Source organism: Chromobacterium fluminis (assembly GCF_011602385.1).
GTDB lineage: Bacteria > Pseudomonadota > Gammaproteobacteria > Burkholderiales > Chromobacteriaceae > Chromobacterium > Chromobacterium fluminis.
Genome location: NZ_JAAOMA010000012.1, coordinates 72622 through 94991, shown reverse-complemented (window position 1 = coordinate 94991; position 22370 = coordinate 72622). Strand labels below are relative to the sequence as shown.

At 63.5% G+C, this 22370-nt stretch carries 21 protein-coding genes; 5 read left to right on the top strand and 16 right to left on the bottom strand.

What is annotated here, in order from left to right:
• Positions 1-36: 36 nt before the first annotated feature.
• From HA052_RS10510 to gpmI, 7 genes are all read right to left on the bottom strand, one after another.
• Complete coding sequence (locus HA052_RS10510; protein WP_019100492.1) at positions 37-516, bottom strand: DUF456 domain-containing protein; 480 nt, start codon at positions 514-516, stop codon at positions 37-39.
• A gap of 49 nt (positions 517-565) precedes the next feature.
• On the bottom strand, positions 566-2623 hold the full coding sequence (gene ppk1 / locus HA052_RS10505) for a polyphosphate kinase 1 (RefSeq protein ID WP_166451894.1): 2058 nt from the start codon (positions 2621-2623) through the stop codon (positions 566-568).
• Positions 2624-2694: 71 nt separating this feature from the next.
• Positions 2695-2967, bottom strand: coding sequence for an oxidative damage protection protein (locus HA052_RS10500; RefSeq protein ID WP_048412547.1), 273 nt, complete (start codon positions 2965-2967; stop codon positions 2695-2697).
• Between the two features lie 87 nt (positions 2968-3054).
• Positions 3055-4359 carry an amino-acid N-acetyltransferase gene (gene argA / locus HA052_RS10495; RefSeq protein WP_166451893.1) on the bottom strand — a complete coding sequence of 435 codons (1305 nt, stop codon included), beginning with the start codon at positions 4357-4359 and terminating at the stop codon, positions 3055-3057.
• Positions 4360-4503: 144 nt separating this feature from the next.
• Positions 4504-5940, bottom strand: a complete 1437-nt coding sequence (locus HA052_RS10490) for a S41 family peptidase (protein ID WP_240937333.1) — start codon at positions 5938-5940, stop codon at positions 4504-4506.
• 27 nt (positions 5941-5967) lie between these two features.
• Positions 5968-7296: a murein hydrolase activator EnvC family protein gene (locus HA052_RS10485; RefSeq protein WP_081547251.1), complete on the bottom strand. Its 1329-nt coding sequence runs from the start codon at positions 7294-7296 to the stop codon at positions 5968-5970.
• Positions 7297-7544: 248 nt separating this feature from the next.
• Complete coding sequence (gene gpmI / locus HA052_RS10480) at positions 7545-9068, bottom strand: 2,3-bisphosphoglycerate-independent phosphoglycerate mutase (RefSeq protein WP_166451892.1); 1524 nt, start codon at positions 9066-9068, stop codon at positions 7545-7547.
• A 103-nt stretch (positions 9069-9171) separates the two neighbouring features.
• Here gpmI and HA052_RS10475 point away from each other — a divergent pair, with 103 nt between their 5' ends.
• Entirely contained in the window at positions 9172-9468 is a 297-nt protein-coding gene (locus HA052_RS10475; RefSeq protein ID WP_019100570.1) for an ArsR/SmtB family transcription factor, read from the top strand.
• Between the two features lie 126 nt (positions 9469-9594).
• On the opposite strand, the gene HA052_RS10470 is transcribed toward HA052_RS10475, so the two are convergent.
• The 3 genes from HA052_RS10470 to HA052_RS10460 all read right to left on the bottom strand — a co-directional run bounded on the left by HA052_RS10470 (position 9595) and on the right by HA052_RS10460 (position 11371).
• Positions 9595-9825 carry a hypothetical protein gene (locus HA052_RS10470; RefSeq protein ID WP_206118862.1) on the bottom strand — a complete coding sequence of 77 codons (231 nt, stop codon included), beginning with the start codon at positions 9823-9825 and terminating at the stop codon, positions 9595-9597.
• A gap of 149 nt (positions 9826-9974) precedes the next feature.
• Positions 9975-10847: a 4-hydroxybenzoate octaprenyltransferase gene (gene ubiA / locus HA052_RS10465; RefSeq protein ID WP_166451891.1), complete on the bottom strand. Its 873-nt coding sequence runs from the start codon at positions 10845-10847 to the stop codon at positions 9975-9977.
• A complete protein-coding gene (locus tag HA052_RS10460) occupies positions 10844-11371 on the bottom strand; it encodes a chorismate--pyruvate lyase family protein (RefSeq protein WP_240937332.1) in 528 nt (175 codons plus the stop codon). The genes ubiA and HA052_RS10460 overlap by 4 nt, the downstream gene beginning before the upstream one ends.
• 133 nt (positions 11372-11504) lie before the next feature.
• On the opposite strand from HA052_RS10460, the gene HA052_RS10455 reads away from it, so the two are divergent.
• From HA052_RS10455 to HA052_RS10445, 3 genes are all read left to right on the top strand, one after another.
• Positions 11505-11861 (top strand): CidA/LrgA family protein, encoded by a 357-nt coding sequence (locus tag HA052_RS10455; protein WP_166451889.1) that lies wholly within the window; start codon positions 11505-11507, stop codon positions 11859-11861.
• Positions 11854-12570 carry an LrgB family protein gene (locus HA052_RS10450; protein WP_166451888.1) on the top strand — a complete coding sequence of 239 codons (717 nt, stop codon included), beginning with the start codon at positions 11854-11856 and terminating at the stop codon, positions 12568-12570. Before HA052_RS10455 ends, HA052_RS10450 begins: the two co-directional genes overlap by 8 nt.
• Before the next feature lie 114 nt (positions 12571-12684).
• Positions 12685-13143, top strand: a complete 459-nt coding sequence (locus HA052_RS10445) for a SixA phosphatase family protein (RefSeq protein WP_081547265.1) — start codon at positions 12685-12687, stop codon at positions 13141-13143.
• Positions 13144-13202: 59 nt separating this feature from the next.
• Here the strand turns inward: HA052_RS10445 and metE are convergent, their stop codons facing one another.
• The gene (metE, locus tag HA052_RS10440) at positions 13203-15494 is read right to left on the bottom strand and encodes a 5-methyltetrahydropteroyltriglutamate--homocysteine S-methyltransferase (protein ID WP_166451887.1); all 2292 of its coding nucleotides are present in this window, start codon (positions 15492-15494) and stop codon (positions 13203-13205) included.
• A gap of 95 nt (positions 15495-15589) precedes the next feature.
• Between metE and HA052_RS10435 the strand changes: the two genes are divergently transcribed.
• Positions 15590-16519, top strand: coding sequence for a LysR family transcriptional regulator (locus HA052_RS10435; RefSeq protein ID WP_166451886.1), 930 nt, complete (start codon positions 15590-15592; stop codon positions 16517-16519).
• A gap of 1 nt (position 16520) precedes the next feature.
• Here HA052_RS10435 and HA052_RS10430 read toward each other — a convergent pair whose 3' ends face one another.
• The 5 genes from HA052_RS10430 to glnA form a co-directional block, all read right to left on the bottom strand.
• Complete coding sequence (locus tag HA052_RS10430) at positions 16521-17261, bottom strand: substrate-binding periplasmic protein (RefSeq protein WP_166451885.1); 741 nt, start codon at positions 17259-17261, stop codon at positions 16521-16523.
• A 29-nt stretch (positions 17262-17290) separates the two neighbouring features.
• Positions 17291-18748 carry a nitrogen regulation protein NR(I) gene (ntrC, locus tag HA052_RS10425; protein WP_166451884.1) on the bottom strand — a complete coding sequence of 486 codons (1458 nt, stop codon included), beginning with the start codon at positions 18746-18748 and terminating at the stop codon, positions 17291-17293.
• A gap of 215 nt (positions 18749-18963) precedes the next feature.
• Positions 18964-20016, bottom strand: coding sequence for a nitrogen regulation protein NR(II) (gene glnL, locus HA052_RS10420; protein ID WP_166451883.1), 1053 nt, complete (start codon positions 20014-20016; stop codon positions 18964-18966).
• Positions 20017-20138: 122 nt separating this feature from the next.
• Positions 20139-20621 carry a DUF4124 domain-containing protein gene (locus HA052_RS10415; protein ID WP_166451882.1) on the bottom strand — a complete coding sequence of 161 codons (483 nt, stop codon included), beginning with the start codon at positions 20619-20621 and terminating at the stop codon, positions 20139-20141.
• Positions 20622-20732: 111 nt separating this feature from the next.
• Complete coding sequence (glnA, locus tag HA052_RS10410; protein ID WP_166451881.1) at positions 20733-22151, bottom strand: glutamate--ammonia ligase; 1419 nt, start codon at positions 22149-22151, stop codon at positions 20733-20735.
• Between the last annotated feature and the right edge of the window lie 219 nt (positions 22152-22370).

Genomic DNA, 22370 nt, shown 5'->3' with positions numbered 1-22370 from the left:
TACCAAATCCCCCGGTTTAGGCCAGCCGCGCGGCCGCTAGAACAGTAGCGCCAGCGCCGCCGTGGCCAGCATGGCGAAAGCGCAGGCCACCTTGGCCACCGCGCCGACGATGAAGCCGATGAAGGTGCCGATGCCGACCTTGCCTGCTTGAAAGGCGTCCTTGCGAGCGATGAACTCGCCGATGACGGCGCCGACCAGCGGACCGAGCAGCACGCCCGCCAGGCCAAAGAACATGCCGACGATGCCGCCTATAAAGGCGCCCCACAGCGCCTGGCTGCTGGCGCCGCTGGCCTTGGCGCCGAGCAGGCCGGCGAAGAAATCTATGACCAGGCCCAGCGCGGTGAGCAGGGCCATGATGATCAGGCTGATCGCGCCCAGGTGGTTGAAGTTGTCCAGCCAGGCGGCCAGCAGTAGGCCGCCGAACATCAGCGGCAAGCCGGGGATGATGGGCAGCATGGTGCCGGCCAGACCGGCGACGATAAGCAGGGCGGCGAGACTGTAGCCGGCGATTTCCATGGTTGTCCTTGCGGGGGAATGCGCCCGCGGCGTGGCCGCGGGCCGGGTGTCAGCGGGTGTATTCTTCCAGCAGCTGCAATTGCGCGCAATGCGGCTTGCCGCGGGAGGTGCGGCGCTTGTAGCTGCCGTCCGGCTGCATGTCCCAGGCGTTGACGTTGTCGTCCAGGTAGAGGCGCAACGCCTCCTTGATCACCCGGCGCTTGAGCTTGGCGTCGATGATGGGCACGCAGGTTTCGATGCGGCGGAAGAAGTTGCGGCCCATCCAATCGGCGCTGGCGATCAGCAGGTCTTCTTTGCGGTCGTTGTGGAAGTAGAACACGCGCGGGTGCTCCAGGAAGCGGCCGACGATGGAGCGCACGCTGATATTCTCGGACAGCCCCGGCACGCCGGGCCGCAGCGCGCAGACGCCGCGCACGATCAGCTGGATCTTGACGCCGGCCTGGCTGGCTCGGTACAGCGCGTGGATCACCTGGCTTTCCAGCAAGGCGTTCATCTTGGCGATGATCTGCGCCGGTTTGCCGGCCTGGGCGTGGGCGATTTCGCGGTCTATCGCCTCCATCACCATGCTGTGCAGCGTAAACGGGCTCTGGAACAGCAGCTTGAGCTGGCTGGCGCGGCCCAGGCCGGTGAGCTGCACGAAGATGTCGTTGACGTCGCTGGCGATCTGCTCATTGCAGGTCAGCAGGCCGAAGTCGGTGTAGAGGCGGGCGGTGCGCGGGTGGTAGTTGCCGGTGCCCAAGTGCACGTAGCGGCGCAGGCCGTGTTCCTCGCGGCGCACCACCATCAGCATCTTGGCGTGCACCTTGTAGCCGATCACGCCGTAGACCACGTGGGCGCCGGCGTCTTCCAGCCGGCTGGCCCAGCCGATATTGGCTTCTTCGTCGAAGCGCGCCATCAGCTCCACCACCACGGTCACCTGCTTGCCGGCGCGGGCGGCGGCGATTAGCGATTCCATCAGCACCGAGTCGGTGCCGGTGCGATACACCGTCATCTTGATGGCCACCACGTGCGGATCGGACGCGGCCAGCGTCAGCATGTCTATCACCGGCTGGAAGCTCTGGAACGGGTGGTGCAGCAGGATGTCGCCCTTGCGGATGGCGTCGAACAGCGGCGTCTTCTTGCGCAGCATCTCGGGCAGCGTGGGGATGAAGGGGGTGAATTTCAGGTCCGGCCTATCCACCAGGTCCGGCACCTGCATCAGCCGCACCAGGTTGACCGGGCCGTTGACGCGGTAGACGTCGAGCGGCTTCAGGTTGAACTGGGTCAGCAGGAATTCTTCCATATGCGACGGGCAGGTATCGGCGATTTCCAACCGCACCGCGTCGCCGAACTGGCGCTGGCGCAACTCGCCTTGCAAGGCGGTGCGCAGGTTTTTCACGTCTTCGTCTTCCACCGTCAGTTCGCTGTCGCGGGTGACTCGGAACTGGTAGCAGCCCTTGACCGCCATGCCGCTGAACAGCTCGTGGACATGGGAGTGCAGGATGGAGGACAGGAAGACGAAGGTGTGGCGGTGGCCGTCGCTGACGTCCGCCGGCAGCTTGATCACCCGCGGCAGGATGCGCGGCGCTTGGACGATGGCGATGCCGGAGGCGCGGCCGAAGGCGTCGCGCCCCTCCAGTTCCACCGCGAAGTTCAAGGACTTGTTCAGCACCTTGGGGAAGGGGTGGGACGGGTCTAGGCCGATGGGGGTCAGGATGGGCATCAACTCGCGGAAGAAGAAGTCCTTCACCCATTGCTGCTGCGCCGGGCTCCATTCGTTGCGGCGCAGGAAGATGATGTTTTCCTCGCGCAGCGCCGGGAACAGCACTTCGCTCATCACTGCGTATTGATCGCGCACCAGTTGGTGCGCGGCGGTGGCCACTTTGGCCAGCGCCTGCTCCGGCGTGGTGCCGTCGGCCAGGATGCGCTCCGGCGTGACCTCGGCGGTTTCCTGCAGCCAGGCCACGCGCACTTCGAAGAACTCATCCATGTTGGAGGACACGATGCACAGGAATTTCAGCCGTTCCAGCAGCGGCAGGTTGGCGTCTTCCGCCTGTGCCAGCACGCGGCGGTTGAATTCGAGAAGGCCAAGTTCGCGGTTGATCAGCAGGTCTTGCGTGTGTGACATACGAGGTTCAAGCCAACGGTGGAGAGTTCGGGGAAAAATAAAGCCCTCGCTTGGAGGGCTGGGCATGGTGATTAGTTCTGCGGCGGAGTGTAGCCGGCGGGAGCGTCGGCGCCGTCGCCGAAGAAGTAGGCTTCCAGCTGCGCGGCCAGATACTGGCGGGCGCGGGCGTCGGCCAGGCTCAAGCGGTTTTCGTTGATCAGCATGGTTTGATAGCGCAACCAGCCTTGCCAGGCTTCCTTGGAGACGCTGTCAAACACTCGCTTGCCCAGTTCGCCCGGCAGCGGCGGGAAGTCGAGGGCTTCGGCTTCGCGGCCCAGCTTGACGCAATTGACGGTTCTGCTCATGGCGCAATCCTTAAAATATCGGAAAAAGGTTAATTCAATATTGTGTCACAGAGATGAAACGCTTCCAACCATGATGCGGCCCTAGACTTACAAGACCTTGACGAAAACCTTGGAGCGGCGCTGATAGTTGTAGAACTGCTGCCGCGCCAGCGGCAGCGCGCTCTTGTCCGCCTCGGCGAAGCCGCGCTCGACGAACCAGTGCGCGGTCTGGGTGGTGAGCACGAACAGCGATTGCAGGCCTTGGGTGCGCGCCTGGTATTCCACGTGTTTGAGCAGCATCTCGCCAAAGCCGCCGTCGCGCTTGTCCTGAGCCACCGCCAGGCAGGCCAGCTCGGCGGTGCCGGCATCGGGGAAGGAGTGCATGGCCACGCAACCGTAGATCTTGCCGTCGTGTTCCAGCACCGAATATTCGCCGATCTCTACCTCCAGATGTTCGCGGCTGCGCTTGACCAGCACGCCTTGTTCTTCCAGCGGCTGGATCAGGCCGATGATGTCGCCGATGTCTTCGATGCTGGCGTTGCGCACTCGCACCAGCGGGTCTCGGGCGATCATGGTGCCGTTGCCGCCGCGGGTGAAGTGTTCCACCAGCAAGGCGCCGTCGGCGTGACGGCTGATCAAGTGGGCGCGGGGAATGCCTTCGCGGGTGGCGCGGATGGCGTAGGGCAGATAGGCGCTGACGTCTTCCTGCAGCCGGCCGGAAGCCAGCAGATCTTCGGCCTGCTGCGCGGTCAGCGTGCTGATCAGTTCCTCGTCCAGCATCACGCCGCGTTGCTCGATCACGAAGATCAGTTTTTCCGCCTTCAGGGTGATGGCGACGTGGGTGGCCAGTTCTTCCATGGTCAGATTGAAGGCCTCGCCGGTCAGCGAATAGCCGATGGGGGACAGCAGCACCAGTTCGCCGTGGTCGAGGCGGGCGCGGATGGCGGCGCCGTCCGCCCGGCGCACCTGGCCGGTGTATTGCATGTCCACGCCGTCCAGCACGCCCAGCGGCTGTGCGGTGACGAAGTTGCCGCCGGCCACGCGCAGATGGGCGCCGTGCATTGGCGAGTTGGGCATGCCCATGGACAGCATCGCCTCGATGTCGAAGCGGGTGGCGCCGGCGGCCTGTTTGACCACGTCCATGGTGGCGGCGTCGGTGACGCGGCGGTCGCGGTGGAACAGGCGGGCGGTGCCGTGTCGTTTCAGCAGGCCCTCGATCTGCGGGCGGATGCCGTGCACCAGTACGATGCGCACGCCCAGGCTGACCAAGAGGTTGATGTCCTGGGCCAGGCTGGCGAATTCTCCGTCCTGCAAGGTTTCGCCGCTGACGGCCAGCACGAAGGTCTTGCCGCGGTAGGCGTTGATATAGGGGGCGGCTTCGCGAAAGGAAAGCACGAATTCGCGGGTAAGCATGGGGTCAGCGGCTCCGGCCGGAAAACTAGGGTTGAGCCGGATAGCGTAGCAGGAATGACGGTGTTTTGCAGGAGGACAATATAGCGCGCGCATGAAAAACGCCCCTGGCGAAACCAGGGGCGCGTTGTAGCCGCGGAGGCGGGGTCAACTGCCTTTTTTCTGCAGGATCTGTTGTACCTTGAGGATGTTCAGTGCCTGCGACAGTTGGTTGTCGTTTTTGGGGTTGGGATCGCGCGGACCGAACTGGCTCTTTTCTTCCGGCTTGGCCTTGTCCTGGCCGTCGTCCGGCTTGGCGGGGGCGGGCTGAGACGCAGGCGCGGGTTTTGCGCTGCTCTTGGGCGCCGGCTTTTCCTCGCCGTTGGGGTTGGCCAAGTGGTTTTCCAGGTCGGCTTCGCGCACGCGGATGGCTTGCTCCGCCGCGGTCAGCGTGCCGTCTTCCACCACCACGTCGGGCACGATGCCCTTGGCCTGGATCGAGCGGCCGTTCGGCGTGAAGTAGCGGGCGGTAGTCAGCTTGATGCCGCCGGCGTTGCCCAGCGGCATGATGGATTGCACCGAGCCCTTGCCGAAGGTTTGTGTGCCCACCAATACCGCGCGCTTGTGGTCTTGCAGCGCGCCGGCGACGATTTCCGACGCCGAGGCGGAGCCGCCGTTGACCAGCACGACCAAGGGCACGTTGCGGGCTTCCACCGGCAGCCGGGCCAGCGGGTCGCTGCCGTTGGGGCGGGCGTAGTTCTGCAGATTGGCGGTCAGCCGCATCTTGGCGTCCGGCGTCCGGCCCTCGGTGTAGACCACCAACTGGTTCTTGGCCAAGAAGGCGGCGGACACGCCGACCGCGCCGTTGAGCAGGCCGCCCGGATCGTCGCGTAGATCCAGCACCAGGCCTTTCAGCCCCTGCTTGTTCGCCTTGTACAGCGCCTGCACGCCGGCGGCCAGGTCCTCGGAGGTGTGCTCTTGGAACTGGGTGATGCGCACATAGCCGAAGTCCGGCTCCAGTAATTTGTATTTGACGCTCTTGGTCTTGATCACCGCGCGCGCCAGCGTGAACACCAGGGGCTTGGTTTCAGACTTGCGGGCGATGGTCAGCGTGACCTTGGTGCCCGGCTTGCCGCGCATTTTCTTCACCGCGTCGGTCAGGGACAGGCCGCGCACCGGGGTGTCGTCGATCTTGATGATCAGGTCGCCGCTCTTGATGCCGGCCTTCTGCGCCGGCGTGTCCTCGATGGGCGACACCACCTTGACCAAGCCGTCCTCGGCGCCGATCTCAATACCGAGGCCGCCGAATTCGCCCTGGGTGCCTTCCTTGAGTTCCTTGAAGGCTTCCGGGTCCATGTAGTCGGAGTGCGGGTCCAGGCCGGTCAGCATGCCCTTGATGGCCGCGGTGATCAGCTTCTTGTCTTCCACCGGGTCGACGTAGTCCTGCTTGATGCGGCCAAACACTTCGGCGAAGGTGCGCAGCTCGCTCAGCGGCAGCGGGGATTCGCCCTTGTCGGCAAAGGCTTGCATGCTGAGCGTCAGCACGCCGCCGGCCATGGCGCCGGCCACTAGCCAGGCAATCTTCTTCATTCTTTGGCTGCTCATGTTTGTTATCTGTCTCCGTTGCCTGGCTCAACGTGCCCAGGCTTGCGGGTTTAGGGGGCGTCCCATGTGTCGGATTTCAAAGTACAGGCCGGATTCGCCGCTGTCCAGTGTTCCTGTGTTGCCGATCGTGTCGCCGGCCTTGACGCTGCCGCCTACGGATTTACCTATGGCCGATAGTCCGGTATAGACCGTCATGTAGTTGCCGCCGTGATCGATCAGAATGGCGTTGCCAAAGCCGCGCAATTGATCGGCGAACACCACGGTGCCGTCGGCTACGCTGCGCACCGGTGTACCGTTGGCGGTCTGGATGAACAGGCCTTTCCAGCTGACGCCTTGCTGGCGGGGTTTGCCGAAGCGGCCGACCAATTGTCCGGCCACAGGCATTTTCATCCGTCCCTGCAGGCTGACAAAGGCGCGGCCGGCAGCGCTGTCGTCGGCCACGTCGGTGATGGCTTCCTCTTTCACCGTGACCGTCTTCTTGGCTTCTTCCGGCACAGGCTTGCCTTGTTTCTTGGCGTTTTCCGCCAGCTTGCGGCGGCGCTCGTTCTCTTTGCGCGCCGCTTCGCGGGCGGCGGCCAGCTTGGCTTTGCGTTCTTCCGCCGCCTTGCGCGCGATTTCCGCGCGGCGGCGTTGGATTTCGCGATTGATCTGGGCGATCAGGCCGGTCAGGCGCTTTTCGTTTTCCTGCAGCTGGCTGAGCTTGCTTTGCCCTGACTTGATTTCGCCGGTGACTTTGCTCAGCTCCTGCTGCTGGCTGGCTTTGTCCTGCTGCAGCGAACTCTTTTCCTGGCTCTTGCGGTCCGACAGCGAGTTGAGGCGGGCCAGCTCCTGTTCCAGTTGGAAGGACAGCGCCTCCAGCTCGTGCTGGTGGGTGATCAACTGGGCGACCAGCTGCTGCTGGGCGCGGGCGATGTGCTGATAGTAGGCGAGGTCGCGAGCGCTCTGATTGGGATCGTTCGCGTTCATCATCAGCTTCATCGCGTCGTGCTGGCCGCTCTTGTACTGGCGCGCCAGCATCTGGCCTACGCGCTGGCGCACCGCGGCCAGGCTGTTGCGGCTGGCATTGATCTGGGCGCGCAGCGCCTCTAGCTGCTGTTCGGAGCTGCTCTGTTTTTTCTCCAGCTTCACCAGCGCCTGGTTGGTTTGGCTAATGGCTTGTTCCGACTCCTTGATCGCCGATTGCGCCTCTTTTTGCACCGCCTGTTTTTGGGCGATGTCTTTTTTCAGCGTATCGATTTCCTTGCGCACCGATTTGAGGTCTTGCTGGTGCGGGGCGGTGGACAGCGCGGCGGAGGCCGGAGGCGCGGCGTGGCTGGCTCCGGCTATCAAGGCCGCCATCAGGACATAGGGTTTCATGGCCGGGAATATGCTTTCTGCTTGGGCCGCGGACCAACAAGCGCGTCGTCCGCGGGCGGCACGCTTGGGTCGATGACGCCGGCGGAGCCGGCGGCGGCGGGTCTTGGAGTCTGTTCTAAAGTCTCGCGAGCAAGAGCGAGACAAGGCGAAAACGCTTGAAGAAGCGGAATGTACAAGGAGTACATGAGCATTCTGAAAGTGTTTTTAACGCCGTATTGCTGAAGCGCAGCAGACTTTAGAACAGATTCTTATCGGAATTCAATCAACGATTGACCGCTCATCTCCGCCGGTTGTTCCAGGCCCATCATCGCCAGCAGCGACGGCGCGATGTCGCGCAGCGAACCGCCGGAGCGGATCCGGGCCGGACGGCCGACATAGAGGAAGGGCACCGGGCTCAGGGTGTGCTGGGTATGCGGCTGATGGTGCTCGGCGTCGTACATTTGTTCGCAGTTGCCGTGGTCGGCGGTGATCAATACTTCGCCGCCGGCGGCGCGCATCGCCTCCACGCAGCGGCCGACGCAGCCGTCCAGCGCTTCCACCGCCTTGACCGCGGCGTCGAAGATGCCGCTGTGGCCCACCATGTCGCCATTTGCGTAATTGCAGATGATGGCCTGGTATTGGCCGGAGGCGATGGCGGCGACGATTTTGTCCGTGACTTCGCCTGCGTTCATTTCTGGCTGCAGGTCGTAAGTGGCCACCTTGGGCGATGGCACCAGGATGCGATCTTCGCCGGGATAGACCTGCTCCTCGCCGCCGTTGAAGAAATAGGTGACGTGCGGGTATTTCTCGGTTTCGGCGATGCGCAGCTGTTTCAGGCCCTGGCTGGCCAGGTATTCGCCGAAGCCGTTGCTGATCTTCTGCGGCGGGTAGGCGATGGACAGGCCGCTGTAGGCTTCGCCGTAGGAGGTCAGGGTGACGAAGTCGGCGAACTTGGGCTGGCGGGCCTTGAAGCCGTCGAAGGCAGGGTCGGTCAGCGCGCTGACCAATTGGCGAGCGCGGTCGGCGCGGAAGTTCATGAATACGACGACGTCGCCGTCACGCATCGGGGCGGCTTCGCCGATGGCGGTGGCTTTGACGAACTCGTCGTTCTCGTCGCGAGCGTAGGCCGCTTCCAGCGCTTCCAGGCCGTTGCGGGCGTGGAACAGGCCTTCGCCTTCCACCAGCAGGCGGTAAGCCGGCTCCACGCGTTCCCAGCGTTTGTCGCGGTCCATTGCCCAGTAGCGGCCGGTCACGGACGCCAGGCGCGCGGCCGGGCATTCGGCCAGCACCGCGTCCAGCCGTTCCAGATAGGTTTTGGCGCTGCGCGGCGGCGTATCGCGGCCGTCAAGGAAAGCATGCACGCGGATGCGGGCGACGCCGGAAGCCTGCGCCGCGCGGATCAGCGAGTGAATATGGTTTTCATGGCTGTGAACGCCGCCGTCGGACAGCAGGCCCATGATGTGCAGCGTCGAGTCCTGGGCTTTGGCGATGGCGGAAACCAGCGCGGGATTGGCGGCGAAGCGGCCGTTTTCGATGTCGCAGTCTATGCGGCTGATGTCCTGTTGCACCACGCGGCCAGCGCCGATGTTGAGGTGGCCCACTTCGGAATTGCCGAACTGGCCGGAGGGCAGGCCGACGAAGTTTTCCGAGGCGTTGATGGTACCGTAGGGGAAGGTCTGGCGCAGACGATTCCAGTTAGGCATCGAGGCATGAAGAATAGCGTTGTCATCGCCTTCAGTGCGATGGCCAAAACCGTCGAGAATCAACAACAACACCGGTTTGATGGATTTCATGGCATTCACATTCTGAATATTAGAAAATCTTGATGGTATTGGATTTTGTGTAGTATTGTACCGCAGTCAGACTAAATAAAATGACTCTACAGGGAGAGAAGCCTTGCTGTTCAACGATGACCAGATCGAGCAGACCTCGAGGGCGATGAAGGCCATGTCGCACCCGCTGCGTTTGAAGATCATATCGGTGCTGGAAGACCAGGAAGTGAGCGTGCAGGATATAGTCGAGCAGGTGGGCACGTCGCAGAGCAATATTTCTCAGCATTTGGCCATTATGCGCGACAAGGGCGTGTTGCGCACGCGCAAGGACGCCAACCGCGTTTATTACCGCGTTGGCGACATTCGCACGCTGGAGGTTTTGAAAATGATGCGCGAGGTGTTCTGTGGTTTCGGAGAATAACTCGCAGCCCGGCTGATCCCCGCCGCCGGCGTTTGGGCCGGCCTTTGATCGTATCCGGAAATGAAAACGCCGCGGCACATGACTAGCCGCGGCGTTTTTGCGCCAGGCCCGCGGCCCGGCGGTCAATTACTTAGCGGCGGAAGCCGCTTTGTGTTCAGCTTTCTTTCCCGAATGTTTGTGGCCGGATTTCTTGTGGTGCGCGGCGCCCGAAGCATGCTTCTTGTGGTGCTTTTTGCCGGCCTGCTTGTGTTCGGCTTTATGCTCCATTTTCTTTTCGACGGAGGGCGCGGACGCCGGGGTGGCGGCCATGGCGCTGGTGGCGAAAGCAGCGGCGATCAGAGCGGAAATCAGTTTCATGATATGTCCTTTCTTGTGTGAAGCCGATGGTGCATGTCGGCTGCAATTCCAAATGGGTGGAATATGCCTTCTCTGGGATTAAAGCCTTTTAGAAAAGTTCACAAACAATAACAAAATGCCGCCGCGTCGCAAAGTGATGACGTTGGGTTTTACGGCAGCCAGTAGCTGAGCGCCATGCCAATGAGGATGGCCGCGCCAACGCGGTTATTGTCGAGGAAAGCCTTGAAGCAGGCTGCTCGGTCGCGTTCCCGGATGCCCAGATATTGTCTGGTCATCAGGGCGACGGAGACCAGCAGGGACAGGTAAAAAGGCCAGGCCAGCGCCAGATGCAGGCCGATGCCGGCCATTAGCGCGAGGAAGACGGCGTGGAACAGCATGATGGCCAGAACGTCGTAGTCGCCGAAGGTGATCGCCGAGGTTTTGATGCCTATCTTGAGATCGTCCGGCTTGTCGCTGATGGCGTAGGCGGTGTCGTAGGCCAGCGTCCAGCAAGCGTTGGCCAGCAGCAGCAGCCAGGCCAGCGCCGGCACCTCGCCGGTCTGGGCGGCGAAGGCCATTGGGATGCCGAAGGAGAAGGCCAGGCCCAGATAGGCTTGCGGCACCGGGAAGAAGCGCTTGGTGAAAGGGTAACTGGCGGCGATGAACAGCGCCGGCACGCTCAAGAGCAGGGTCAGGCCGTTCAGCGGCAGGATCAGCAGCAGCGACAGCAGCGCCAGGCCGGCGGCCAGCAGCAAGGCTTCCTTCTTGCCGACCGCGCCGCGGGCGAACGGCCGTTGCCGGGTGCGTTCCACGTGGCCGTCGAAGTCGCGGTCCGCGTAATCGTTGATCACGCAGCCGGCCGAACGCATCAAAAAAGTGCCGATGATGAAGATCAGCACGATGAGCGGGTCGGGTCGGCCTTGGCCGGCGATCAGCAGCGCCCACAGCGTCGGCCACAGCAGCAGGAAGGTGCCGATGGGCTTGTCCATGCGCATCAGTTGCATGTAAACGGTCAAACGTTCATTGAGGCGGGCGGCATTCATCGCAAGAAATTCTCCAGCTCCGGCAAAAAGAGTTCGCACACGAGCAGCGGCGCTTGCCGCAGCAGGAAGCGGCAGCGCCGCGCCGGGTAGCTGGCGTGCGGGCTGAGTTGGGCCGCCGGCGCGAACAGCGGATGATCGGCGGCGATGAGGCGGTAGCGCAGCGGGTCGCGCAGCAAATCCGGCAGGCCGCCGAACAATGTCAGACCCAGCGAGCGGCTGCCGCGGTCTAGAATGGGCTGCCAGGCCGCGCAGTCCAGGCGGGTGACGCTGCGGGCGAACACGACCGGGGTATCGTCCAGGGTCAGCGCCACCTCGCGGGCCTGCAGCGGCGCTCCGGCGGCCAGGCCGAGCTGCGGCGCCTCGTCTTCCAGACAGACGTCGGGACCTTGCCGCAACACGCGCACGGCGAAGCGGCGACCGGTGCTTTGCAGCCGTTCGGTCAGCGAGCCGGCTTCGGTGAGACAGGATTGCGCGACGGCGGACAGCGCTGGCGGTTCCGGTAGCCAGATTGGGGGATGGGGCATGGCGCGCATTATGCCAAAGCCGGCGGGGGCTTGTCCCGCCCTTCTGCGGCGCGACGCGCGTCCATCTGTCTATCCCCAAGCGCGAGCCGGGGCATTATCATGACGTCATCAAGGCGGAAGGAGGGAAGATCGCATGATGGAGACGGCGCTGTGGCTGTTGGGCTATCAATTGGCGGGAGAAGTCTTGGCGCGCGGTTTGGGCGTGCCGGTGCCGGGGCCGGTCTTGGGCATGTTGCTGTTGTTCGCCACCTTGTGTGCGCGTCGCGGAGTGCCGACGACGCTGCAGACCCATGCGCCGCGCTTTCTCGCGCATATGTCCTTGCTGTTCATCCCTGCCGGCGGAGCGGTGCTGGCTTACCAGACGCTGTTGGCCGATTACGGCGCGCGCCTGGCGGCGGTGCTGGCCTTGTCGACGCTGACCACCTTGCTGGTGCCGGGGCTGGCTTTGCATTGGATGCTGGCGCGGTGGCGAGGAGGCGGGCATGACTAGCGTCGGCGTAGTGTTCGCGCTGCGGGAATCGCCGCTGACGGGGGTTTTCATCACGCTGCTGGCTTACCGGTTGGCCTTGGGGTTTAATCGCCGCTGTCGCGGTCATCCGCTGTCCAACCCGGTGTTGATCGGGGTGTTGCTGGTGCTGGGCTGGCTGGTGCTGACGCGCACCGATTACCGCCAGTACATGCAGGGCGCGCAGTGGATACAAATGTTGTTGGGGCCGGCGACGGTGGCTTTGGCGGTGCCCTTGTACGGCAATCTGAGCCGGCTCAAGCGCGCGGCGGGGCCGCTGGCCTTGAGCATCGCCCTGGGTGGCGTTACCGGCGTCGTCAGCGCGGTGGGTTTGGGCTGGCTGTTCGGTTTGCCGCGCGAGGTGCTGTTGTCGCTGAGCACGCGGGCGGTGACCACGCCGATTGCGATGAGTGTGTCGCAAAGCATAGGCGGGGTGCCGGAGTTGGCGGCGATGTGTGTGATCCTGTCCGGCATTTTCGGCGCGGTGGCGGCGCGGCCGCTGTTCAACGGCCTGCGTCTGCGCAACGATGTGGCGCTGGGCGTGGCCACGGGTATTTCCGCGCACGGGATTGGAACGGCGCGGGTGTTTCAGCTGTCGGAGACAGCGGGCGCCTTCGCGGGCCTGGCAATGGGCTTGAACGGGGTGTTCACCGCTTTGTTGGTGCCTTTGTTGCTGACGTTGTTTCCCTTGTAGCGGGCGGATGGCTCTTAATTTAGCAGTCGCGCCAAGCCGCGCATCCTGCCTGGGGCGGGTGCTCGACTTGGCACGACTGCGCCTGGATTGAAAATATTTTAACGAGGGGTGTGTATGGATTTGATTTTGTGGCGCCACGCGGAGGCGGAGGACGGCTCCGATGATCTGGCAAGGGCGCTGACGCGGCGCGGGCAGCAGCAGGCGAGCCAGATGGCGGCTTGGCTGCGGGTGCGCCTGCCGCGCGATTATCTGCTGCTGGCCTCTGAGGCCAAGCGTTCGCAGCAGACGGCGGCCTTGCTGGCGAAAAGCTTTCAGACGGTGCCGGCGCTGAATCCGACGGCGTCGCCGGAAGAGGTGCTGGAGGCGATAGGCTGGCCGGAGGCGAACCGCACCGTGGTGTTGGTTGGCCATCAGCCTTATATCGGCTGGTTGACGTCCAGCCTGCTGTCGGAGCAGCAGCAATTGTGGAGCGTGAAGAAGGGGTCTGTCTGGTGGTTGAGTCACCGCGACCGCCACGGCATCGAGCAGACGCGTTTGAAGGCGATGATGACGCCGGGCATGTTGCAGCCTTGAATCGGCACTTGAAAAGGCCTCTCGATCGAGGGGCCTTTTTCTTGTCAGTCTCAAACGTTTCAGACGGTGGCATCGGCCTCCTGAGCCAGACGCCGACGCAGCGTCTTGCTGACCTTGACCATGCTGGAGAGCGCGGCCTCCACCTCGGGCCAGCCGCGGGTTTTCAGGCCGCAGTCGGGGTTGACCCACAGTTTTTCCGGTTCGATCACTTGCAGCGCCTTTTCCAGCAGTTGTTGGATTTCGGCTTCAGGCGGTACCCGCGGGCTGTGGATATCGTAGACGCCGGGGCCGATGGCGTTGGGGTAGCGGAAGTGGCCGAAGTCCTGCAGCAGTTCCATGTCCGAACGCGAGGTTTCGATGGTGATCACGTCCGCATCCAGCGCGGCGATGGCCGGCAGAATGTCGCCGAATTCCGAATAGCACATATGGGTGTGGATCTGGGTGGCGTCGGCCACGCCGTGGCAAGACAGCCGGAAGGCCTCGCCGGCCCAGTCCAGGTAGGCGGCGCGGTCGGCGCGTTTCAGCGGCAGGCCTTCGCGGATGGCCGGTTCGTCGATCTGGATTACGCGAATGCCGGCGGTTTCCAGGTTGCGAACCTCGTCGTTCAGCGCCAGGGCGATCTGGCGGCAGACTTCGCCGCGCGGCAGATCGTCGCGAACAAAGCTCCATTGCAGGATGGTGACCGGTCCGGTGAGCATGCCCTTGACTGGGCGGGAGGTCAGGCTTTGCGCGTACTCCGCCCATTCCACGGTCATCGGCTGCGGCCGCGCCACGTCGCCGAACAAAATGGGCGGTTTCACGCAGCGGCTGCCGTAGCTTTGCACCCAACCGCCGGCGGTGAACACGAAACCGGACAATTGTTCGCCGAAATATTCCACCATGTCGTTGCGCTCGGCCTCGCCGTGCACCAGCACATCGATGTCCAGCGCTTCCTGGCGGCGTATCGCCAGTTCGATTTCCTGTTGCATCGCCTGGCGATAGGCGTCGGCGGGCAGCTCGCCGCGCTTGAAGGCAGCGCGAGCGCCGCGGATGGACGCGGTCTGCGGGAAAGAGCCTATGGTGGTGGTGGGCAGCAGCGGCAGCTTGAGCCAGGCTTGCTGCGCGGCGGCGCGAACCGGATAGGCGTTGTGGCGGCGGTCGGCGTCGGCCGGCAGCGTGGCCAGGCGCTGTTGGACTTCGGGGCGGTGGATCAGCGGGCTGGCGGCGCGCTGCTGACGGGCGTAGTCGCTGCCGGCCAGTTCGTTGGCGATGGCTTCGCGGCCTTGCTCCACGCCTCGTTTCAGCACTTTCAGTTCATTGAGCTTTTGCACCGCGAAGGCGAGCCAGGTTTTGACGTCGACGTCGAGCTGGGTTTCCGCTGCCAGGTCGAAAGGCGTGTGCAGCAGCGAGCAGCTGGGCGCGATCCACAGCCGCTCGCCCAGATCGGCCGCCAAGGGTTGCAGACTGGCCAGTACGCGGGACAGATCGGCGCGCCAGATATTGCGACCGTCGATGACGCCGGCGGACAGCACCTTGTCTTGCGGCCAGCCGTCGGCGAAAGCCGCCAGTTGCAGCGGCGCGCGCACCAGATCCAGGTGCAGACCGGCCACCGGCAAGCGTTGCAGTAGTTCGGCGTGCTCGGCGACGCTGCCGAAGTAGGTTGCCAGCAGCAGCCGTAGCGGAGAGTCTTGCAGTTGCCGATAGGCGGGCTCGAAGGCGGCCAGCCATTCCGGCGGCAGGTCCAGAGCCAGGATGGGTTCGTCGATCTGCACCCAGTCCACTTTAGCCGCCGCCAGCGCGGCCAGCACATCGCGATAGGCTTGCAGCAGGGCGGGCAGCAAGGATAACTTGTCCAGGCCGGCGTTCTTGGCCTTGCCCAGCCACAACAGCGACAGCGGCCCCAGCAGCACCGGCTTGGCGCGCAGGCCCAGCGCCTGGGCTTCTCTCACTTGCGCCAGCAAGCGCTCAGGCTGCGCCTGGAAGGCGGTGTCGGCATGCCATTCCGGCACCAGATAGTGGTAGTTGGTGTCGAACCATTTGGTCATTTCCAGCGCAGGCTGGCCGGCGTTGCCGCGCGCCAACTGGAAATACTGCTCGGTGCTCAGCTTGGCGGCGTCGAAGCCGAAGCGTGGCGGAATCGCTCCCACCAGCAGTTGCGCGTCCAGCACGTGGTCGTACAGGGAGAAGTCGCCTACCGGGGACAATTCAACGCCGGCGCCTTTTTGCAGCAGCCAGTGGCGCTGGCGCAGTTCACGCGCGCCGCCCAGCAGCGCGGCTTCGTCGATTTCGTTCTTCCAGTAGTTTTCCAGCAGGGTCTTCAGTTCGCGCTTGGCGCCGATGCGGGGAAAGCCGAGCAGGTGCAGGGTGGTCATGGTGGGCTCCTTGGTTCGTGATGTCCCTAGCATTACGCAAGCTGTTGTATGATACAAACTCATTATTTTGCTAGTTAACATGAAATGAATTCATAATGAGCTTTCTGGAGATTAGACATCTGCGTACCCTGTTGGCACTGGCTGAAACCGGCAGCGTGTCTTTGGCCGCCAGTCGCTTGTTTCTGACCCAATCCGCGCTTTCGCATCAGCTCAAACAGTTGGAGCAGGGTTACGGCATGAGCTTGTTCGAGCGCAAGACCCAGCCGCTGCGCTTCACCGCCGCCGGGGAGAGGTTGTTGGCGCTGGCTCATGATCTGAACGCCAGGGTGGCGGCGGCGGAGCGCGATCTGGCGCGCCTGCGTCAGGGGGAGGTTGGCGAATTGCGGGTGGCGGTGGAGTGCCATACCTGCTTTGACTGGCTGATGCCGGCGATGGACGCGTTCCGCCAGCATTGGCCGGGCGTGGAGCTGGACATCGTGTCCGGCTTTCACACCGATCCGGTGAGCCTGCTGCTGAGCCATCGCGCGGATCTGGCCATCGTGTCTGAGGCGGAGCCGCAGGCCGGCGTCGATTATCAGCCGTTGTTCGCTTATGAAATGGTGGGCATCGTGGCGCGGGATCATCCACTGGCGAACAAGCGCTGTTGGCTGGCGGAGGACTTTGCCGGAGAAACGCTGATCCATTACCCAGTGCCGGATGAAATGCTGGACCTGGTGCGCAAGGTATTGCGCCCGGCGGGCGTCAATCCGGCGCGGCGCAGCAGCGAGCTGACCATCGCCATCATTCAACTGGTGGCCAGCCGCCGTGGGGTGGCGGCTTTGCCGTACTGGGCGGTCAAGCCTTATCTGGAACGCGGCTACGTGGTGGCGCGGCCGATCGGCGAGCGCGGTTTGAGCAGCGAGTTGTACGCCGCGGTACGCGGCGACGACGGCGGCTTGGCCTATATGCAGGATTTTCTGGCCACGGTGAGGGAGCAGAGTTTCGCCACCTTGCCGGGGCTGACGCCGCTGGGCATGGCCGGCTGATTCAGGGCAGGTCCAGTTGCCGGCGCAGCGACGGCAATTGGCTCCAGACGCAGCGCATGCGTTCCGGATGGGCCTGGCCGTAAGCCTTGGCGAACACCAGATAATTGTTTTCGGTTTTCAGCGGCGGCAGCAGTTTCTTCATGCGCAGCTGCGGGTGTTGCGCCAGATAAGCATCGCCGCCGGGCTCGTGCATGGCGAAGGCGGCGATGCGGCCCGCCTGTAGTTTGGCGAAATTCTCGTCCAGATCGGCGCCGGCTTCGGTGGGTATCTGGCGGGCTTTCAACACGCGGATGACGGACCAGCCTCGATTGACGCCGACGCTGTCGTCCTCAGGCAGGTCCAGTCGGTAGCCGTCCCAACGCAGCGTTGAATCCTGTGGAACGTAGAGCACGTAGGACAGGGCCGTCAGCCTGAGCCGGCTGTCCGCCGATCCGCCGCGCATCGGGTAGAGCATCTGTTTGGCGCGGTCGGTCTGGAAGGACAGCATGGCGGCGGCGTCGGCCTGGTTTAGCGCCAGCCCGCGTAACAGCCGTCGCGCCGGCAGTTGCCGGAACTGCGCGTTTAGACCGCAATGTTCCGCCGCTTGCCGCGCGAGGTCGATCACGGGGCCGGATAGTTGCGTGGAGGCGTGCTGGATGAAGGGCGCGGGTTCGGCGCTGCCGACGACGATGCGAAGGAGGGGGGCCGCATGGACCCACCCGCCGGCCAGCAGGGTGAGCAGCGCCAGCGTGGACTTGGACATGGACGGGTCCTTGCGGAATGATCATGGATTCATTTTATGAGCCCGAGATCGGCCTTGTCATGGGTTTCATCCGCGTGAGCTTCCAGGCCCAACTCCTGGATCTTGCGAGTCAGCGTGTTGCGGCCCCAGCCCAGCAGGTGAGCGGCTTCCACTTTGCGGCCGCCGGTGTGGGCCAGGCCGCTGCGGATGCAACTGATCTCGAAGCGGTGGGTCAGTTCGTCGATGATGCCGACCTCGCCGGCGCGCAGGCGGCGGCTGACTTCCTCCGCCAGCAACTGGGGCCAGTCCAGTTGCCCGGTTTCGGCCCCGCCGGGATGGCGAGCGCCGGAGGCGGGATCGCGCAGTTCCTGAGGCAGGTCGGCCGCTTCCACGGTTTGACCGGGCGCCATCACGCTAATCCACTGGCACAGATTCTCCAACTCGCGCACATTGCCGGAGAACAGGCTGTGTTTGACTACGTCCATGGCGGCGTCGCTGAGTCGCTTGGGTTCCACGCCCAACTGGGTGGCGCTCTTGGCCAGGAAGTGGCGAGCCAGCAGGGGAATGTCCTCGCGCCGTTCGCGCAGCGGCGGCAGCCTCAGGCGGATCACGTTCAGACGGTGGTAGAGGTCTTCGCGGAACTGGCCGTCGCGCACGCGCTGTTCCAGGTTTTGATGCGTGGCGGCGATGACTCGGACATTGGCCTTGATCGGGGTGTGGCCGCCGACGCGGTAGAAGTGCCCGTCGGACAGCACGCGCAGCAGCCGGGTTTGCAGCTCGGTGGGCATGTCGCCGATCTCGTCCAGGAACAGGGTGCCGCCCTCGGCCTCCTCGAAGCGGCCGCGACGGGTGGCTTGCGCGCCGGTGAACGCGCCTTTTTCATGGCCGAACAGTTCCGACTCCAGCAAGTCCTTGGGAATGGCGGCGGTATTGAGCGCGATGAAGGGTTTGCCGGCGCGCACCGAGTGGCGGTGCAGCGCTTCGGCCACGCGCTCCTTGCCGGTGCCGGATTCGCCGGTGATCAGCACGGTGACGTTGGACTGGGACAGCCTGCCGATGGCGCGGAACACGTCCTGCATTGCCGGCGCCTGGCCCAGCAGCACCGGCATCGCCTCCGGATGATCGCTGACCGCGATGTCCGGGCGGCTTTCCGCCAGCGCGCGTTCGATCAGCAGCACCGCCTGATCGACGTCGAAGGGCTTGGGCAGATATTCGAAGGCGCCGCCCTGGAAAGCCGCCACCGCGGAATCCAGATCGGAGTGCGCGGTCATGATGATGACGGGCAGCGCAGGGTGTTCGGATTTGACCTTGGACAGGAATTTCAGCCCGTCGGTGCCCGGCATGCGGATATCCGAAATGATGACTTGCGGAGCGCGGTCGTACAGCGCGTTCAGCGCGTCGTCGGCGCTGGCGAAACTGTCGAAGCCGATGCCGGCGCGCCCCAGCGCTTTTTCCAGCACCCAGCGTATTGCCTTGTCGTCGTCAATAATCCATACCGCTTGGTTCATCACGAAATCCTCATGCTGTGGCCGCCAGCGCCAGCCGGCCGCCGCAAGGTGTTGTTGTCGATGCGTCTCAAAATCTGTTCAAAGTCTCGCGGGCAAGAGCGAGACCAGGTGAAAATAGCTGAGAAAGCTGGATATGCCGGTGGTGCGTCAGCATTTCGAAGGTGTGCTCGCGCCATGCGACGTCTCACGAAACGCAGCGGACTTTGAGCAGGTTCTCAGTCGGTGGCGAAGGGCAGCATTACCGTAAAGCAGGTTTGCCCCGGCCGTGAGTCGAATTCGATATTGCCGCCGTGCCGGTGGACGAAGGCCTGCGCCAGAGTCAGGCCCAGGCCGGTGCCTTCGGCGCGGCCGGTGACCAGCGGGTAGAAAATATGGTCCTTGATCTCGTCGGGAATGCCGGGGCCGTCATCGATGATTTGCAATTTCAATGCCAGGGTGTGGCGCTTGCGCGCCAGCGTCACCTGGCGCGCCACTCGGGTGCGCAGAATCAATTCGCCGCGGCCCTTCATCGCCTGAATCGCGTTCTTGACGATGTTGAGCGCTACCTGGATCAGTTGTTCCTTATCTGCCACCAACTGCGGCAGGCTGGTGTCGTAGTCGCGGCGAATTTGCAGGCCTTGCGGGTATTCCGCCAGCGCGATGCTGCGCACGCGCTCCAGCACTTCGTGGATATTGATTTCGCCGCGAACATGGCTGCGGTGCGGCGCCAGAAGGCGGTCGACCAGCGATTGCAGCCGCAGCGCCTCTTCCTTGATCACCGCGGTGTATTCTTTCAACTCCGGGCGGTCCAGCAGCTCGTGCTCCAGCAACTGCGCCGCGCCGCGAATGCCTCCCAGCGGGTTCTTGATCTCATGCGCCAGGTTGCGGATGAGTTCGCGGTTGGCCTGGTGTTGCAGCAGCAGCCGCTCTTCGTTGGCGATCTTCAACTGCTGATCCAGCGGCCGCAACTCAATCAACGCCAGCCCGCCGTCCGCGTCCACCGGGGCGACCGACAGCGCGATGTGCAGCGCCTGCTCGCTGTGCTGGGGAACCAGTTCCAAGTCGTGTTCGATGAAGCTGGCGTTGTGGCGCAGCGCGGTGGACAGCGCCTGACGCAGCGCCGGGCAGGGCTGGAACAGATCGAACAGGCTGTGACGCAGCAATTCGCGGCTGCCGAGCGCCAGCAGGTTTTCGCAAGCGGGATTGACGAAATGCAGCGCGCCGTCGGCGTCGACGATCAGCACGGGGGTGTCCAGCAGTTCTAGTCCGGCAAAGCTGGTCGGCGGCATGGTGCGGTGTGTCCTGTAGGCTGGGGCGGAGGGCTTGCGCAGGCTGAGCAAAATTCGGGCCATGCCCGCGCGCCCGGGAATGGCCCATTTCTTTTCAGTATGCACCATGATGGTGCGTCAAACTAGTTCTGCCCCAGTTCGCGGCGCAAGGCTTCCACGTTTTTCTGGCGGTCGGTGACTTCATCCTGCAGCTTCTGCACCCGGTTCAGGTATTTTTGGTAATTGCGGGTTTCGTCGCCGTTGCGCGTGGCTTTGCCGTCGGCCAGCGCTTTTTCCGCTTCGGACAACGTTTTCTGCTCATTGGCCAGCTCCTGTTCCAGGATTTTGCGGCGGCCGTTGTCGCGCTGTTTCTGGGTGCCGGGATCGACGCTGGGATAGCTGCCGGCGGGCTTGGCGTCGCCGTTCCCGCCGCTGCTGTTGCCGGGGACGTTGTTTTTCTTGTGCTGGCTGGGGTAGGAGGAGAGCGGATTGAGCCGGATCGCTTGCGCGCCGCGAATCGGCACATTGGTGAAAGTGACGTTGCCGTCTTTGTCCACGTACTTGTAAACGGTGGCGTGAGCGGAGGCGCTCAGCAGCAGCATCAGACAAAGCGATAGAGTTTTCATGGGCGGCGTGTCGAGTTCCGGGTTTCAGCTCTGCAATGATATGCAAATCCGCCGGACAAGTCATATATGAAAACGGCAGCCCGGAGGCTGCCGTTTTTCCATGCGCCGGTATTACAGCGAGTAATACATCGCGAATTCCACCGGATGCGTGGTCATGCGGGTTAGGTTGACCTCCTGCATCTTCAGTTCGATGTAGGCGTCGATCCAGTCATTGGAGAACACGCCGCCGCGAGTCAGGAACTCGCGGTCCTTGTCCAGAGCGGCCAGCGCCTCGTCCAGGCTGGCGCACACGGTCGGGATCAGCTTGTCTTCTTCCGGCGGCAAATCGTACAGGTTCTTGTCCGCGGCATCGCCCGGGTGGATCTTGTTCTGGATGCCGTCCAGGCCGGCCATCAGCAGCGCGGAGAAGCACAGATAGGGGTTGGCCAAGGGGTCCGGGAAACGCGCTTCGATGCGGCGGCCCTTGGGGCTGGCCACGTGCGGGATGCGGATGGACGCGGAGCGGTTCTTGGCGGAATAGGCCAGCTTCACCGGCGCTTCGTAGTGCGGCACCAGGCGTTTGTAGGAGTTGGTGCCCGGGTTGGTGATCGCGTTCAGCGCCTTGGCGTGCTTGATGATGCCGCCGATGTAGTAGAGCGCGGTTTCGGACAGGCCGGCATAGCCGTCGCCGGCGAACAGGTTCTTGCCGTCTTTCCAGATGGACTGGTGCACGTGCATGCCGGAACCGTTGTCGCCGACAATGGGCTTGGGCATGAAGGTGGCGGTTTTGCCGTAGCTGTGGGCCACGTTGTGCACTACGTATTTCAGGATCTGGGTCCAGTCCGCGCGCTGGGTCAGCGTGCTGAACCTGGTGCCGATCTCGTTCTGACCGGCGGTGGCCACTTCGTGGTGGTGAACTTCCACCGGGATGCCCAGCTCTTCCAGCAGCAGCACCATGGCGGAGCGGATGTCCTGGGAGGAGTCCACTGGCGGCACCGGGAAGTAACCTCCCTTGATGCCGGGGCGGTGACCCATATTGCCGCCCTCGAACTCTTCGGCGGAGGCCCAGGCGGCTTCTTCTGCCTGGATCTTGACGAAGCAGCCGGACATGTCGGTGCCCCAGGTCACGCTGTCGAAGATGAAGAATTCCGGTTCCGGGCCGAAATAGGCGGTGTCGCCCAGGCCGGAGGCTTTCAGATAGGCTTCGGCGCGTTTGGCGATGGAGCGCGGGTCGCGGTCGTAGCCCTTGCCGTCGGCCGGGTCGATCACGTCGCAGTGCATGAAGACGGAGGGTTCGTCGTAGAACGGGTCGATGCGAGCGGTGGCCGGGTCGGCCATCAGCAGCATGTCGGATGCCTGGATGCCTTTCCAGCCTGCGATCGAGGAGCCGTCGAAGGCGTGGCCGTGTTCGAACCATGCGTCCGGATCGTCCAGCAGGACATGGGCCGGAATCGACACGTGTTGTTCTTTGCCGCGGGTGTCGGTAAAGCGCAGGTCGATGAACTTGACATCATTTTCAGTAATCAGCTTGACTACGTCTGCAACCGCCATGGTTTTCTCCTGAAAGGCTACATGCATCATGTGCGAATGAGTGGATGGCAGGCTCTTAAGCATTAAGCGTGCCAGCTTTGATATCGCTGAGATTCCATTGTGTCATAGCCCAAAACCGGGCGCTAGCGAAGTTGAATGAACCAGGGTGGTGCCTGATTTGGGTTGATGCACCAAAACAGGGCGTTGACGGCGTTGCGGCTGTCTTCGTCGATATGGATA

Bases quoted from the DNA above. Each gene is read 5' to 3' on its own strand.
- HA052_RS10500 (WP_048412547.1), bottom strand. From the start codon at position 2,967: ATGAGCAGAACCGTCAATTGCGTCAAGCTGGGCCGCGAAGCCGAAGCC.
- glnA (WP_166451881.1), bottom strand. From the start codon at position 22,151: ATGGCGGTTGCAGACGTAGTCAAGCTGATTACTGAAAATGATGTCAAG.
- ppk1 (WP_166451894.1), bottom strand. From the start codon at position 2,623: ATGTCACACACGCAAGACCTGCTGATCAACCGCGAACTTGGCCTTCTC.
- HA052_RS10510 (WP_019100492.1), bottom strand. From the start codon at position 516: ATGGAAATCGCCGGCTACAGTCTCGCCGCCCTGCTTATCGTCGCCGGT.
- HA052_RS10455 (WP_166451889.1), top strand. From the start codon at position 11,505: ATGATGGAGACGGCGCTGTGGCTGTTGGGCTATCAATTGGCGGGAGAA.
- HA052_RS10430 (WP_166451885.1), bottom strand. From the start codon at position 17,261: ATGTCCAAGTCCACGCTGGCGCTGCTCACCCTGCTGGCCGGCGGGTGG.
- HA052_RS10490 (WP_240937333.1), bottom strand. From the start codon at position 5,940: ATGAGCAGCCAAAGAATGAAGAAGATTGCCTGGCTAGTGGCCGGCGCC.
- HA052_RS10435 (WP_166451886.1), top strand. From the start codon at position 15,590: ATGAGCTTTCTGGAGATTAGACATCTGCGTACCCTGTTGGCACTGGCT.
- glnL (WP_166451883.1), bottom strand. From the start codon at position 20,016: ATGCCGCCGACCAGCTTTGCCGGACTAGAACTGCTGGACACCCCCGTG.
- HA052_RS10415 (WP_166451882.1), bottom strand. From the start codon at position 20,621: ATGAAAACTCTATCGCTTTGTCTGATGCTGCTGCTGAGCGCCTCCGCT.
- HA052_RS10445 (WP_081547265.1), top strand. From the start codon at position 12,685: ATGGATTTGATTTTGTGGCGCCACGCGGAGGCGGAGGACGGCTCCGAT.
- HA052_RS10460 (WP_240937332.1), bottom strand. From the start codon at position 11,371: ATGCCCCATCCCCCAATCTGGCTACCGGAACCGCCAGCGCTGTCCGCC.
- ntrC (WP_166451884.1), bottom strand. From the start codon at position 18,748: ATGAACCAAGCGGTATGGATTATTGACGACGACAAGGCAATACGCTGG.
- HA052_RS10470 (WP_206118862.1), bottom strand. From the start codon at position 9,825: ATGAAACTGATTTCCGCTCTGATCGCCGCTGCTTTCGCCACCAGCGCC.
- ubiA (WP_166451891.1), bottom strand. From the start codon at position 10,847: ATGAATGCCGCCCGCCTCAATGAACGTTTGACCGTTTACATGCAACTG.
- HA052_RS10450 (WP_166451888.1), top strand. From the start codon at position 11,854: ATGACTAGCGTCGGCGTAGTGTTCGCGCTGCGGGAATCGCCGCTGACG.
- HA052_RS10485 (WP_081547251.1), bottom strand. From the start codon at position 7,296: ATGAAACCCTATGTCCTGATGGCGGCCTTGATAGCCGGAGCCAGCCAC.
- metE (WP_166451887.1), bottom strand. From the start codon at position 15,494: ATGACCACCCTGCACCTGCTCGGCTTTCCCCGCATCGGCGCCAAGCGC.
- gpmI (WP_166451892.1), bottom strand. From the start codon at position 9,068: ATGAAATCCATCAAACCGGTGTTGTTGTTGATTCTCGACGGTTTTGGC.
- argA (WP_166451893.1), bottom strand. From the start codon at position 4,359: ATGCTTACCCGCGAATTCGTGCTTTCCTTTCGCGAAGCCGCCCCCTAT.